The sequence below is a fragment of the Chlamydiota bacterium genome (assembly GCA_012729785.1).
In the GTDB taxonomy this organism is placed as follows: Bacteria; Auribacterota; Tritonobacteria; order UBA1439; family UBA1439; genus UBA1439.
In genome coordinates this window covers 1-13,701 of record JAAYCL010000014.1, presented here as the reverse complement: position 1 = coordinate 13,701, position 13,701 = coordinate 1, and the positions used below count along the sequence as shown (strand labels likewise).

15 protein-coding genes are annotated in these 13,701 nt (G+C 68.1%); 8 read left to right on the top strand and 7 right to left on the bottom strand.

Annotated elements, in window-relative coordinates; translation table 11 throughout:
* The first annotated feature begins 26 nt into the window (after nucleotides 1-26).
* The 6 genes from GXY35_02750 (at nucleotide 27) to GXY35_02725 (ending at nucleotide 6,558) form a co-directional block, all read left to right on the top strand.
* Nucleotides 27-1,640 (top strand): glycosyltransferase family 39 protein, encoded by a 1,614-nt coding sequence (locus tag GXY35_02750; GenBank protein ID NLW93511.1) that lies wholly within the window; start codon nucleotides 27-29, stop codon nucleotides 1,638-1,640.
* Between the two features lie 113 nt (nucleotides 1,641-1,753).
* The gene (locus GXY35_02745) at nucleotides 1,754-2,686 is read left to right on the top strand and encodes a formyltransferase (protein ID NLW93510.1); all 933 of its coding nucleotides are present in this window, start codon (nucleotides 1,754-1,756) and stop codon (nucleotides 2,684-2,686) included.
* A 65-nt stretch (nucleotides 2,687-2,751) separates the two neighbouring features.
* Nucleotides 2,752-3,711: an NAD-dependent epimerase/dehydratase family protein gene (locus tag GXY35_02740; protein NLW93509.1), complete on the top strand. Its 960-nt coding sequence runs from the start codon at nucleotides 2,752-2,754 to the stop codon at nucleotides 3,709-3,711.
* 76 nt (nucleotides 3,712-3,787) lie between these two features.
* Entirely contained in the window at nucleotides 3,788-4,690 is a 903-nt protein-coding gene (locus tag GXY35_02735) for a class I SAM-dependent methyltransferase (protein NLW93508.1), read from the top strand.
* A gap of 24 nt (nucleotides 4,691-4,714) precedes the next feature.
* A complete protein-coding gene (locus GXY35_02730; protein ID NLW93507.1) occupies nucleotides 4,715-5,635 on the top strand; it encodes a 4-deoxy-4-formamido-L-arabinose-phosphoundecaprenol deformylase in 921 nt (306 codons plus the stop codon).
* A 230-nt stretch (nucleotides 5,636-5,865) separates the two neighbouring features.
* Nucleotides 5,866-6,558, top strand: a complete 693-nt coding sequence (locus GXY35_02725) for a hypothetical protein (protein ID NLW93506.1) — start codon at nucleotides 5,866-5,868, stop codon at nucleotides 6,556-6,558.
* 42 nt (nucleotides 6,559-6,600) lie between these two features.
* On the opposite strand, the gene GXY35_02720 is transcribed toward GXY35_02725, so the two are convergent.
* The 3 genes from GXY35_02720 to GXY35_02710 are packed head-to-tail and all read right to left on the bottom strand — an operon-like array spanning nucleotide 6,601 to nucleotide 9,304.
* A complete protein-coding gene (locus GXY35_02720; GenBank protein ID NLW93505.1) occupies nucleotides 6,601-7,629 on the bottom strand; it encodes a hypothetical protein in 1,029 nt (342 codons plus the stop codon).
* Nucleotides 7,626-8,417 (bottom strand): polysaccharide deacetylase family protein, encoded by a 792-nt coding sequence (locus GXY35_02715; GenBank protein ID NLW93504.1) that lies wholly within the window; start codon nucleotides 8,415-8,417, stop codon nucleotides 7,626-7,628. The genes GXY35_02720 and GXY35_02715 overlap by 4 nt, the downstream gene beginning before the upstream one ends.
* Nucleotides 8,414-9,304: an SDR family oxidoreductase gene (locus tag GXY35_02710; GenBank protein ID NLW93503.1), complete on the bottom strand. Its 891-nt coding sequence runs from the start codon at nucleotides 9,302-9,304 to the stop codon at nucleotides 8,414-8,416. Before GXY35_02710 ends, GXY35_02715 begins: the two co-directional genes overlap by 4 nt.
* A 200-nt stretch (nucleotides 9,305-9,504) precedes the next feature.
* Between GXY35_02710 and GXY35_02705 the strand changes: the two genes are divergently transcribed.
* Nucleotides 9,505-10,077: an epoxyqueuosine reductase QueH gene (locus GXY35_02705; GenBank protein ID NLW93502.1), complete on the top strand. Its 573-nt coding sequence runs from the start codon at nucleotides 9,505-9,507 to the stop codon at nucleotides 10,075-10,077.
* A 6-nt stretch (nucleotides 10,078-10,083) separates the two neighbouring features.
* Here the strand turns inward: GXY35_02705 and GXY35_02700 are convergent, their stop codons facing one another.
* The 4 genes from GXY35_02700 to GXY35_02685 are packed head-to-tail and all read right to left on the bottom strand — an operon-like array spanning nucleotide 10,084 to nucleotide 12,787.
* On the bottom strand, nucleotides 10,084-10,518 hold the full coding sequence (locus GXY35_02700; GenBank protein NLW93501.1) for a bifunctional nuclease family protein: 435 nt from the start codon (nucleotides 10,516-10,518) through the stop codon (nucleotides 10,084-10,086).
* A 4-nt stretch (nucleotides 10,519-10,522) separates the two neighbouring features.
* The gene (locus tag GXY35_02695) at nucleotides 10,523-11,005 is read right to left on the bottom strand and encodes a TIGR00725 family protein (GenBank protein ID NLW93500.1); all 483 of its coding nucleotides are present in this window, start codon (nucleotides 11,003-11,005) and stop codon (nucleotides 10,523-10,525) included.
* On the bottom strand, nucleotides 11,002-11,727 hold the full coding sequence (locus GXY35_02690; GenBank protein ID NLW93499.1) for a polyprenol monophosphomannose synthase: 726 nt from the start codon (nucleotides 11,725-11,727) through the stop codon (nucleotides 11,002-11,004). The genes GXY35_02695 and GXY35_02690 overlap by 4 nt, the downstream gene beginning before the upstream one ends.
* 37 nt (nucleotides 11,728-11,764) lie before the next feature.
* Complete coding sequence (locus GXY35_02685; protein ID NLW93498.1) at nucleotides 11,765-12,787, bottom strand: glycosyltransferase family 9 protein; 1,023 nt, start codon at nucleotides 12,785-12,787, stop codon at nucleotides 11,765-11,767.
* Nucleotides 12,788-13,072: 285 nt separating this feature from the next.
* Here GXY35_02685 and GXY35_02680 point away from each other — a divergent pair.
* Nucleotides 13,073-13,701 (top strand): hypothetical protein (locus tag GXY35_02680; protein ID NLW93497.1); only part of this gene is annotated, 629 nt, incomplete at its 3' end.

Below are 13,701 nucleotides of genomic sequence, written 5' to 3'. Positions count from 1 at the left end.
GTCGCGCCGCTTCCGGAATGTGCCCGATGAACGACCCAACGCCGGCCCCGCGCACGCGGATTTTTCCGTTCCTCCTCGCGGCCACCGCCGCCTTCGTCCTCCTCTTCCGTCTCGGCGCGCGCGACTTCGAGAACAAGGACACCCTCTGGTACGTCGAGATCGCGTGGGAGATGCTCCGCTCCGGGGACTGGGTCGTCCCCCGCTTCAACGGCGTCATCTTCACCGAGAAGCCGATCCTCTTCATATGGCTCGTCGCCGGCGCCGCGAAGCTCTTCGGGGGGCTCACCCCGTTCGTCGCGCGCCTGCCGTCCGCGCTCGCGGCGACGGGCTGCGTCGCCCTTACCGCATCGCTCGGCCGCCGGCTCTTCGGGGCGCGGGCGGGGATCCTCGCGGGGTTCGTCCTGTGCACCGGCTACGCCTTCGCCTGGGAGGCGAGGACCTGCATGGTGGACATGACGTTCAGCTTCTTCACGACCCTAACCCTCTTCTTCCTGTACCTGGGCGAACGGGAGGACGGGAGGCGCGCGGGCCCGTTCCTCCTCGCCTATGCGGCGGCGGGACTCGCCGCGCTCACCAAGGGCCCGCTCGGCCTCGGCTTTCCCGCGATCGTGTTCCTCGCCTACCTGGCGTGGGCGCGGCGCCTCCGCCTCGTCCGGCGGATGCGCCTGCCGTGGGGCGTCGTCATCGTCGCCGCGCTGCAGGCGGCATGGTACCTCCCGTACCTCGTCCGCATCGGGCCCGACGGGCGGGCGTTCTTCTGGGAGATGTACGTCGTCAAGGAGAACCTCCTCCGGCTCACCACCGGCTTCGACAAGCCCGAGCCGTTCTGGTTCTACCTGCCCGAGATCGCGGGTCATTTCCTCCCGTGGAGCGTCTTTCTCCTCCTCGTCCCGTGGGCGCCGCCCCCCGCGCGCGACCGGCGATTCCCCGCGGCGTGGTTTCTGGCCGTCTTCGCCTTCCTCACCCTGAGCAGCGGCAAGCATTCCCGCTACGCGCTCCCGCTCTACCCGGCCGCGGCGCTGCTCGTGGGCGACTACTGGGACCGGCTCATCGCCGCCCCCGCCCCCCGCCTGCGGCGGATCATCCCCGCCGCCATCTGCGTCCTCTCATGCGCGACGGCGGTCGGGATCCCGGTCGCGGCCTTCTTCCTCTTCCCCCGTTTCCCCTGGAGGTCGCTCGCCGCCGCCGCGGCTCCCGCGGCCGCCGCGGTCGCCTTGTGGCGCCTCGACGCCTCGCGGAGGATGCCCGCGGCGTTCGCGGCGATCGTGGTCGCCTTCGCGGCGGGGTGGGCCCTCTTCGTCGCGAGCCTTCCGCTGCGCGACGCGCGGCGCGCCGATCACCGGCGGCTCGCGGAATCGGTCGCCCCGGCGGTGGGGGAGGCGCGGCTCGCCACCTACGGTCTCTTCAGCAGGCGACTGGCGCTCGGCTTCTTCACGGGGCGCGTCGTGGAGTATCTCGGCGCCACGGAGCACGGCGACGCGGAACGTCTCTCCGCCTACCTCTCCTCCCCCGAGCCGGTCTTCTGCCTTCTGGACACCGGAGAATACGCGGCCCGGGGTGGAACGCTCCCCCCGCACTCGATGGCGCCGGAGAAGTACCGGTACAAGAAATTCGATCTCGTCCTGATATCCAACCGCTGATGGGGTCAGGTCCTTATTTATTAGTATTGTGGCGAAGGGGGGGAATAGACGCACATTCCGGCCGCCGTGCCGTAGTATACTAATCAAGGATCTGACCCCGAGCGCGGAGGAAGATGAAGCTCGTCGTACTGGGGTACCACGACATCGGGTATGTCTGTCTGAAGGAACTGCTGGACGCCGGAGCGGATCTGCGTCTGGTGCTGACGCACGCCGACAGCCCGAACGAGACCATCTGGTTCCGCTCCGTCCGCGATCTCGCCCGCGAACGCGGCCTCCCCGTCCTCGAGCCGGCCGACGTGAACGCGCCGGAGATCGTGGAGAAGGTGCGCCGCATCGGCCCCGACATCATCTTCTCCTTCTACTTCCGCCAGATGGTCAAACAGGAGCTCCTCGACATCCCCCGCGTCGGCGCGTTCAACCTGCACGGCTCGCTTCTCCCCCGCTACCGCGGCCGCTGCCCGGTCAACTGGGTCCTCGTCCGCGGCGAGACCGAGACCGGCGTGACGCTCCACCGGATGGAGCTCAAGCCCGACCGGGGCGCCATCGTCGCCCAACGGCGGGTGCCGATAGAGTTCTCCGACAGCGCCCGAACGCTTTTCGACCGGATGACCGCCGCAGCCGCGGATCTGATGCGCGAGACATGGCCGCTGATGCTCCAGGGCCGCTTCCCGGAGACCCCGCAGGACCAGCGCCTCGCCTCATACTTCGGAGGTAGGTCGCGAAAGGACGGGCTGATAGACTGGTCCAAGCCCGCGACGGAGATCTACAACCTCGTACGCGCCGTCACCCGCCCCTACCCCGGCGCGTTCAGCCCGTATGCGGGCGGAACGCTCATCGTCTGGTGGGCCGAACCGGACGAAACGGCCCCGACCGGCGGCGCCGCGCCGGGGACCGTCCTCCCCTCGCGCGTCCCGGGCGCCCTCGAGATCGCAACCGGGCGTGGGATCCTCCGCGTCACCCGCGCGCAGCGGGAGGGGGGGGAGACGGCGGAGGGCGGATCCGTCGCCCGAACGATTGGGGTTTCCCCGGGGACCGTATTGGGGTAAACTTATATGTTACGCAACCCGCGCCTCTGTGCGCGGGCGGCGGGGACCACCACAAGGAGAGTGCAATGAGAGTGCTCATCACCGGCGGCGCGGGCTTTCTCGGCTCGCACCTCACCGACGCGTTTCTCAAGGACGGCCACGAGGTCTTCATCCTCGACACCGGCTCCACCTTCAAGATCAAGCACGTGCTTTCCCACCCGAAGTTCCACTACGTCCACGACACCGTCTTCAACCTCGAGATGCTCGAGTCGCTCATCATCAAATGCGACCTCGTCTACCATATGGCGGCGGTCGTGGGCGTCGAGCATTATGTCGCGGATCCGTACGCGGTCCTCAATGTCAACATCAACGGGACGCAGAACGTGCTGCGCCTCGCCCACAAGCACAACAAGAAGGTTGTCTTCACCTCCACCTCCGAGGTCTACGGTCGCAACCCCAAGGTCCCGTGGGACGAGGACGACGACCGGGTGCTCGGCTCGACCCGCATCGACCGCTGGTGCTACTCGACCTCCAAGGGGGTCGGCGAGCATTTCTGCCACGCCTACCGGAAGATGGGGCTGCCCGTGGTGATCGTCCGCTACTTCAACGTCTACGGCCCGCGCCTGGACAAGATCGACGTGGGACGCGTCCTCACCATCTTCATCGGCCAGCTCCTCCGCAACGAGCCGGTCACGGTCATCGGCGACGGCAGCCAGACCCGCTGCTTCACCTACGTCGACGACGCCATCCGAGCAACCGTCGCCGCGGGCCTCAAACCCGAGGCGGAGGGGGAGATCTTCAACATCGGCACCAACGTCGAAACCTCCATCAGGGACCTCGCGGAGCTGATGATCAAGGTCTCCGGGGCGAAGTCGAAGATCAAGCTCGTCCCGAAGGAGTCGATCTACGGTGAGAGCTACGAGGATATCCAGCGCCGCGTCCCCAGGGTCGAGAAGATGAAGCGGATCCTCGGCGTGGTGGCCACCACCCCGCTCGAGGAGGGCGTCCGCCGGACCTGGGAGTGGTTCCGGGACCTGGCGCAGTAGCCGCGCCCCGGAACGGCTCCCGCGAACGCGGGCCTTGCGCGCACCCCGCAGGCCCGATGCGGTCGCTGTTGCCTCTATGAAGCCGACCGACATCGAGCGGTTCCTCTACGAGCTGTTCTCCGGCGGCCGGGATATTCCCGGCTACTATCGCCTGCGGCGCTTTCTCTCCGATTTCGAGCTCGTGCGCCCGGCCCCCGAAACCCTCCTCGACGCCGGCTGCGGGTGGGGGGCGCCGAAGAGCATCTACCTCGCCAGACACCACCCGCGCACACAGGTGACCGGCATCGACCTGTCGGAGAACGCCGTGACCCGCGCGGAATCCCTCGCGCGAAAGCATGGCCTCGAGAATGCGCGGTTTCTGCGGCGGGACCTGACCCTCCCTCTCGATCTCGGGCTGTTCGACTGCGTCATCGTTTCGGACGTCCTGGAACACGTTGCCGACGACGCGCGTCTCGCGGCGAATATCGACGCCTCCCTCGCCCCCGGTGGATACGTGCACGTCAATGCCCCCTTCAAGGCGCACGACTACGACCCCTCCCAGCTCAGCCCGGCGGAACGGGAGGATCTGGCGAGGTGGATGCGGGACGCTGGCCACGTGCGCTTCGGCTACACCATCGACGAGATCGAGGCCCTCTTCGGCGGCTACGAGGTGGTGCGCGCGCGGATCGTCGGCAACGCCCTGTGCAAGCTGGCCTTCTTCCTCTGGGAGAAAGCGGTGTTCGATCCCGGGAGGACGCCTCCCCGCGCCTCCGTGCGGCGCTTCGCGCTCCCGTTCCTCGGCCGGCTCGACGCGTTCGCGGATCGCTGGCTCGTCCGGAAAGAGCCCCCGCCCCCCCCGCCTCCCCCGCTCAACGAGCGGATCTTCGTCCAGGCGATCCGCGCGATCGATCTGGGCATCGAGATGGAGACGCGCGGGGATCTCGGCGAACGTTATCTCATCGGTGAGGAGATCTGCGTCCTGTTGCGGAAGCCGTCCTGAGGCGGCACGGAGGGGTGCCGCGATATGCCCATGCACGCCAAGCTGTGCGTCCTTTCACTCAAGATCGACGTCGACACCTATCGCGGTATGGCGGAGGGGGTCCCCCGCCTCGCCGACCTCCTCGCCGGGCGCGGCGTCCGCGCGTCGTTCTTCATCGCCATGGGCCCGGACAACTCCGGCAGGGCGGTCCTGCGCTTCTTCACCCGCCGGGGTTTTTTGAAGAAGATGCTCCGCTCGAACGCCGTCGGGATGTACGGCCTCCGCACGGCCCTCTCCGGCACACTCCTCCCCGCCCGGCAAATTGCCCGGTCGTTCCCGGGCCATATCAGGGACCTTCTCGATGCGAAACACGAGGTCGGCATCCACGGCCACGACCACGTCCGCTGGCACGACCGGATCCCGCGTATGGGGCCGGAGGAGACGCGCGCGGAGTTCGGGGCGGCGTGCGCAGTCTTCCGCGAGATCGTCGGGCGCGACGCCGACTGCTCGGCCGCGCCCGGATGGAGCTGCTCGCCGCGCCAGCTCGAGGCGCAGGACGAGACCGGCATGCGCTACCACAGCGACAGCCGCGGGACGGGCCCGTTTTTCCCCTCGATGGGCGGCTACCCCGCGACGCACCTCCAGGTGCCGACCACCCTCCCGACACTCGACGAACTTCTCGGATCGGGGGCCTGCGCGAGCCCGGATGACCTCTCGCGCCTGTACCTCGATCGCATCTCGGCGCGGGGGAGGCACGTCCTCACCGTGCACGCCGAGGCGGAGGGGATGGGCTGGGCGGGCTGGTTCGACCGGCTCCTCGGCGAACTCGCGCGGCGCGGGGTCTGTTTCTCGATGCTGGGCGAAATCGCCGACGAGGCGCTCGGCCGGCCGGAAACGATCCCCCGCTGCGCGCTCGAGATGGGCGAACTGCCCGGCCGCGCCGGCCTCGTCGCCATACAGTCGTAGTAGACGTTGTATGCAACAACTTCCGCCACTTGTAGTTACACAATAATTCGTCCCCCCCCGTCCCACCCACGGCGAGCATTCCGCCTCAGCCGGCAACTTATAAGAACCGTGACGCGGACGTTGTATCCAATATACTCCGCCGCTGAGTGTTGCGAACTATTTATCCCCGTCTCAATTTCTCCTGTAATCTTTTTTCTCATTTCGCGACTAATCTGATGGGAGGTGAAACTATGCCACCGCGAGCCAGAAGGCATCAGCTTACCGGTTCACTTGTCTTCCACGCGTACAACCGCACGAACAACCGCGCCCCGCTGTTCCGTGCAGGGGAGGATTACGCCTATTTCATAGGTCTGCTTCGCCGATACACGGAATCCTCCCTACTCAGCATCTACCACTGGGTTCTGATGCGAACGCACTTCCATCTGCTCCTGGAGATCGCCGATCCACGGAGGATCTCGTCTTTTATGGCCGGCCTCGACCGGGCCTACACGCATTACCACCACAGGGTCTACCAAACCTCGGGCCTTCTTTGGCAGGGCCGGTTCGGTCTTCAGCCAATCCAGATTGAACGCTACCTGCTGGCGTGTGCCAGGTACATCGAGAGGAACCCGGTGCGCGCGCACTATGTAGCGCACGCATGGGAATACCCGTACAGCAGCGCGCGGCTGCACTGCCTCGGCATCCCGGACCCCGTGACCGTGGAAGCCCCGATATGGGAGCGTTTCGGCGCCGATGCCGCGCAACGGATGGCGGGATACATCTCCTACCTTTGCGATTCCGACGCGGATGAGGAGAGGCTATTCAGGGCCAATCCGGATCCTGCCGGAGACGATGACTTCCGCGGCCGAATCGGGATCATAGGCGGACGCCCTCAACCAGGAACACGTGGAGCGCCGAGAAGGGCGGGAAGAGGGACGAATTAATGCGCAACATCAACGACAGCAGCCGGTTGCATACAACGTCTACTAATCCAAATCGTAGATGTCGTTGATGACGTACCATGTCACCAGCGCGGTGACCTCGGCGAGCTTCTCGGCCCCCTCCGACCGGATCATCACGAGCCCGTAGTGCCGGCAGACCGCCTTCATGCGGCGGATGATCTTGCGCACCGAGTTCTTGTTCGAGTGCAGTATCCACCGGGCCACCCCGGAGATGATCGCCTCCCGGTACCGGGTGAGGAAGTCGGCGGCGGCAACGTGGTACTCCCTGCGGCGCACCCGCCGGAGGAAGATCTGTCCGAGATCCTTGATGTAGTCCTCCATCTCCTGCTCGCCCAGCGCGGTCACCGCCTCCACGTCGTACAACTCCGCGAGGGTGCGCCGCTCCTTCCGGGCGGGGGCGTCGTAGGCGATGCGGCGCGCGGCGGGGCAGACGCCGCCGATCTGCTTCATGATGATATCGACGTAGATCAGCTTCTCGATCGCGTCCCAGCCTTTGTAGCACCGGCGCCAGTTGACCCCCGGCGTGAGCCAGACGGCGAACGACTCCGCCCAGTCCTCGTCGGGGTGGCGCTGCGCGTAGAAGGAATCGAGGTGCTGCACGTGCTTCTTGCTCCACGGCTTCGTACGGTAGCATTTCGGGTACCGTTTCGTGAAGTCGCCGAAGATCCCCTGCCAATCCTTGCGCTCGTGGAGCCGAAAGGCGTAGTTGATCGCATGGCCGGTCTCGTGGCGGAGGATCTTCAGTATCTCCGCCTCCCCCTCCACCTCACCGTAGTACTCCTTGTGCAGCGCCATGAGCTCCGGGTTCCCGAGGTAGAACGGCACCTCGATGCAGATCGTGCCGTCCACGCATCCCCACCCGTCCTCGATCTCGGCCCCGAGGTAGAAACGGGGCCTGAACCGTATCTTTCGCGCCTGGAGCTCCCGGTAGTGCGCGAGGATGCAGTCCCGCAGCGGCCCCTCGATCTTCAGCGGCAGGTCGCAGACGCGGGTGTTGAGCAGCTCGTAGCGCCGGATCTCCTTGAGCGAGATATGCGTTCTCCTGGCCGTCATAGCCGCTCCGTGCAACCGTGTGCGCGGTCAGCCGCGCCGACCCGGCGACCGAGGGAAGATCGAAGGTACCCCTTGTCCCCCCGCCGCAGCTCCTTGAAAAAAACGTAGTACCCCGACATGGCGGCCGCCCAGGCGGCGCGGCCCCGCATCCGGTAGGTCACCGAGACGCGCTTGAGGGCGAACGGATCGCCGTCGGGCCACCCCCGCCCGGGCGTGTTGCAGCACGCCGCGCGGAACCCTGCCGCCTGCACCATATCGCGCACGCCCCGGTTGAAGAATCCGTACGGGTAGCAGAAGGTCGGGACCTCCTCGCCCAGTCCGTCCTCGAGTTGCTTCTTGCTATCCTCGATCTCGCCTCGCGCCTGCTCCGGGGGGATCTCGGTCAGGCGCGGATGGCTCACGGTGTGCGCACCGAACGTGATCCCGCAGCTGCGCATCTCCCGTATCTCGCCCCACCCGACATACTCCCGCAGCCCGATCCGCCCGGAGACGAGGAAGACCGTCGCCGGAACCCTGAAGCGGACGAGGATCGGGAGGGCCGCGGCGTAGGTGTCGAGCCACCCGTCGTCGAAGGTGAGCGCGACCGCGCGGCGCGGCATCCGCTCCCCCAGGCGGATCCTCTCCGCAAGCGCGGCCAGATCCAGCACCGCGAATCCGCCCCTCTTCAATCGGTCGAGCCCCTCCTCGAAGAGGTCCGGTTCGAGCCAGGAGCGCGACGGGCGGCCGATGCTCCCCATGCGGTGGTACATCAGTATCGGCACGAGCCTCCGCGGCAAATACCGCCTCATCCAGCCGCCTCCCGGGCCACCGCCCCAAGACCGTCCGCCGCCTTCGTGAACTGCATGCCGAGTTCCCGCGCCGCCTTCCGGTTGTCCATCGAGTTGTCTTTCGGCCTCGGCATAAGCCCCTGCATCTCGTCCATCCGCACCGGGTTGAGAAGCCGCTCGGGGAAGCCGAAGACCGCCGCCGCGAGCCGTCCGAGCTCGTACCGGTTCATCCGCTCCGGCCCCGCGAGATGGTACACCCCGCGGGCCTCCGGCCTCGCGAGGATCCGCCCGATTGCGCGGCACGCATCGCGGACATAGAGCGGGGTCCGGTACTGGTCGGTGAAGAGGTTCACCGTCTCGCCCTTTTCGAGGCGGCCCCGCATCCAGCCGAGGAAGGAGCTGTGCGGCGCGGGGCCCGCTCCGTACATAAGCGACAGGCGCGCGACGACGTTCGAGGAGGCGGTCCGCAGCGCCAGCCGTTCCCCCTCGAGCTTCGTCTCCCCGTAGACGCTTATCGGGGACGGCTCGTCCTCCTCGGTGTACATCCCCTTCGTCCCGTCGAAGACCATATCCGAGGAGAAGTAGACGAGCCGTGCGCCTATCTCCGCCGCTGCCTCCGCGATACGCCCCACCGCCTCCACGTTCAGCCTGCGCGCCCGCGCAGGCTCCCGCTCACAAAGATCCACGTCGACGAGCGCCGCGGCGTGCAGCACCGCGGCGGGCCGGACGCGCCGCACGAGGGCCGTGAGATCGCCGGCTCCTTCCAGATCGAGCCGCTCCATCAGGCACCCCGGGATATCGACCGGATGGGAGGCGAAGGTGCCCCATAGCTCGCACGTCCCCGAGAGACTCCGCGCGAGGTTCCAGCCGAGAAAACCGCTTGCGCCGGTGATGAGGATTCTTTGCATGGAACAGACCGATGACAGAGTCGAAGGGGTATATTATATACCAACCCGGGCACAATGCGGCGCGCTTCAGGCGCCAAAATGAAATATATCACATCCTATTGCGGTGCATAGAATTGCGAATGCGCTTTCGCCGCCGCGGCCCCGGAGCGGTTCCGGTCGGCGCCGGAATGGACTATACTGCCGGAACGGAGGCAACACACGTGCCCGCGACGCGGCTGCTCCTCCATATCTGCTGCGCCCCCTGCTCGACGCATGTCATCAGGGTCCTCTCCGTCGGCCACGCCGTGACCGGCTACTTCTTCAATCCGAACATCCACCCCCCCGCGGAACACGCGCGGCGGCTCGCCGAGGCCTCCCGCCACTGCCGCGACTCGTCGCTGCCGCTCATCGTCCCCCCGTACCGCCCCCGCGACTGGTTCGACATCGTCAAGAAACTCGATCGGGAGCCTGAGGGGGGGGCGCGGTGCGCCCGCTGCATCCGCATGCGGCTCGAGGAGACGGCCCGCGCCGCGGCGGCACGCGGTTTCGAGCGGTTCGGGACCACGCTCACCGTAAGCCCCCACAAGAACGCCGCCCTCGTCAACCGGCTGGGCCGGGAAGCCGGGGCGCTGCACGGCGTCGAATTCCTCGATGCGGACTTCAAGAAGGGGGACGGGTACGGGGAGAGCTGCCGGATGAGCCGGGCCCTCGGGATCTACCGGCAGAACTACTGCGGCTGCGTCTTCAGCGCCCTGGCGAGGCGGAACCGCGGAGGGGCGAAGACGCCCCCCTGACCCTCTTCAGCCGCCCCCCTCCGCGGGCGGCTCGGGTGCGTCCCCCGCCGCCTCGAGGACATGCGGCGCCGCGTAGATCCTCGCTCCGCTGAGCAGGGCGACGGCGAGGCAGTCGCTCGGCCGCGCGTCGATCTCGAATATCCTCTTCCCCGAGGCCCCGTTGTCCTGCAGGAACAGGCGCGCGAAGAAGGTGTTGTCCCTGAGGTCGTTGATCACCACCTTCTCGACGTCTATCTCGAGCCCCTTGAGGATGCTGAGCAGGAGATCGTGCGTGAGCGGACGGGAACGCGGGGCGCCCGCCCTGTAGAGGGAGATGGCGGCCCCCACCTCCCCGTCGACATAGATCACGAAGGTCTTCTCATTGCCCCGGAGGAAGACCGCGTAACCGCCGCCCGCCGGGACCACGCGGCGCATCGACAGCCCGATCAGTTCGTTTGACATCGCATCAGATCCCCGCGAACGCCTTCTCCACCGCCTCCTCCGGCGTCTCCGCCGTGGGGAACCCGGCCCCGCCCCGGTCGATGCTCCCGATCTCCCACGTCCCGAGCCCGACGATCGGGACGCCGAGATTCAAGGCGTAGGCGATCTCCGAGAGCGTGCCGTAGGAGCCCCCGATGGCGATGATCGCATGCGCGGAGCGCACGATCACGATGTTCCGCGCGTAGCCCATCCCGGTCACGATCGGGACGGAGATGTGGGGGTTGGCCCGGCTTCGGTCGTCCCCCGGGAGCACGCCGATGGTGAGGCCTCCCTCCTCGCGGGCGCCGCGCGCGGCCTCCGCCATCACGCCGCCGAGCCCCCCGCAGATGAGCGCCGCCCCCCGCCGCGCGACGAGCCGCCCCACCTCGTATGCGTTTCGCGCGGCCCGCCGATCCGGGCGCGACGCCCCGACGACCCCCACGACGACCGGCCGTTCCCCGCGCCTCATGCGATCCCCCTGTCCCGAGGGCCGAACCCCGAGGCCCTGAGCCGTATCGCCGAGACGAGGTAGCGCAGCGGCGTCCCGGCCCGGAGTTTCGACTGCCCGGCTCTGCGGTCGCGAAACACGATCGGCACCTCGACGATCCGGATGCCGCTGCGCGCGCACCGGTAGAGCGTCTCCGCGATGATGAACGGGTCGCGCGCCCGGAGCGGCTCGGCGGTGATGGCCGCGAGCGTCTCCCGGGTGTAGCATCTGAACCCCGAGGTCGGGTCCTTCACCCGCACGCCGAGCACGGTTCGCAGATAGCGCCGGGCGAGCGCGCTCATTGCCCTCCGGAAGCGGCTCCTCCCCTCCTCCCTCCCCCCGGGAACGTATCGCGACCCGATCACCAGTCCCGCCGACCCGGCCGCGCGCAGGAGGTCGGGAATGAACGCGGGGTCGTGCGAGCCGTCCCCGTCCATCTCCACGATCCGGTCCGCCCGCTCCTCAAGCGCCCGACGGAACCCCTCGGCGCCCGCGAGCCCCCGCCCGCGCCTGTCGCGCCTGCGCAGGAGGTGCACGCGCGGGACGGCCCGGGCCTCCTCCTCCACGAGCCGCCAGGTGCCGTCGGGCGAGTTGTCGTCCACGACCAGCACCTCGATATCCCTTGCCTGCTCGACGATCTCGCGTACCAGGGGGAGGATCGAGGAGGCCTCGTTGTACGTGGGGATCAACGCCATCGTCTTCATCGGCAGCGCTCTCCAGCCCGCCTGCGCGGCGCCGCGGTCACCGGTTCAGAAGACCTTGAACCGCTTCGAAGACGGCCGAGGGGGAGATCCGCGCCATGCAGGAAGGACGGCGTTCGCACGCGCGGAGATAGCAGCAGGCGCAGTCCGCGTCTGAAACGATCTTCACCCCGCGCCCATAGACGTCGATCTCCGCGGAGGAGGTCGGCCCGAAAAGCCCCACGACCTTCTTGCCGAAACCGAGGGCGACGTGGAGCCCGAGACTGTCGCTCGAGACGAGAAGGTCGCAGAGTCCGACGAGCGCGATGAACTCCCGGAGGCTGTTGCCGCACCCGGTGTCGACCAGCGCCGCCCCCGCGGCGTTCCGTATCGCGGCGTTCCTCGCCTTCTCCTCCTCCCCGCCGAACAGGAGCACCCGCGTCCCGCGAAGCCCGGCGAGCCGCCGCACCAGGTCCGCGCAGAGGGCCGCCGGCCACTGCTTCATCGGCCAGCGGCTCCCGCTCCCCGTGTTGACGCCGACGATCGCGCGCCCCCGCCCGCCGGGCGCGAGTCCCTTCCGAGCGGCGAAACGGCGGGCGAATTCCCTCTCCTCGTCGGAGAGCGCCACGACGATCTCCTGGCGCAACCCGGCGAGGCCGCTGATCCCCATCACGATCTCCTGATAGGTGCGGCGGTTGGCCTTCTTCGCGTCGTCGAAGAGCCCCATCATGAGCCAGGCGCGGGCCTCCGCGCCGATCGGCGCCACCCTGCCCCTGGCGTCGAGGCGGAACCCGCGCTTCTCCCCCGCCCGCGCGAGGCTCCCGAGCGCGGCGCTCCGCGGGGCCGCGTCGAGACAGAGTGAGATGTCGAACCGCTCGACGCGCAACATCGCGAGCGCCTCGGCGCCGTACGGGATCACCCGGTCTATGAACGGGTTATGCTCGAGCAGCGGCATCGCGGCGGGGAGGGTTATCCATGTGACCTGCGCCGAGGGATGGATTGTTCGCAGGGCGGGGAGGATGCAGGTGGTCCGCAGCACGTCGCCCAGCGCGTCGAGCTTGATGACGAGGATCCGCTTCCCCACCGGATCGTAGTGGCCGCACCCGCGGCAGCGCGCACCCTCGGCCTTATGCGGCGCACATGGCCGGTCCCACCGCATATGGCGACAGTCCCGTCGGACAAGTTCCATCGGGGGCAATTCTACCATCCGGGCGCGTCGCCTAGTATGGTAAAATCCCGCTCGCACGGACGGGCCGGACCGCACCCGCCGTTGACGCCCGCTTCCGTCGAGGCGGGAATGGCGGACGGCGCGCCCCCACGCCGCGCGGGGTTCCCTGTGTGCCGGCCGGGCACCCGGGAGGGATCAGGAATGGCGCCGCGCCTCCGTCTCGCCGCCGTCGGCGTATTCGCCGTCTCGTTGGCGATCTTCTCCCTTGCCAGGATGCGGTTGGTGTCGTTCGGCGCGGAGGGGCCCGGGCAGGCGCGGTTCCTCACCGGCGACGAGCCGTCGTACCTCCTCCTCGCGCACAGCGTCGCGTTCGACCGGGATTTCAATCTCTTCAACAACCGAACCGAGGAGCACGGCCGCTTCTTCGGCGTGCCGCGGTGCGAGGGGCACGGCGCCCGGAAGGACTGGGAACGAAGGGAGATCTACTCCATCCACACCCCCGGCCTTCCGATCCTCATCGCGCCGGTCTACGCCCTCGCCGTGCGCCTCGGTGTTTCGCCACGGGCGGCGGTTCTCCTCTTTATGAACCTCCTCGCCGCCCTCCTCGCCGTCAACACCTGGCTCCTCTGCGTCGACCTGGTCGGTGGCCGGGCCTCTTTGGACCGACCCGGCTGCGTGCCGCTCGTCCCCCCTCTGCTGGCCATGGCGGCGGTCGTCCTCACCCCGCCGGTGATCTTCTACGCCAACCTGATCTACCCGGAACTCCCCGCGGCCCTGCTCGTCCTGTACGCGTTCCGCAAGGCCCTTCCCACCTGGAGCGGGGGAGCCGG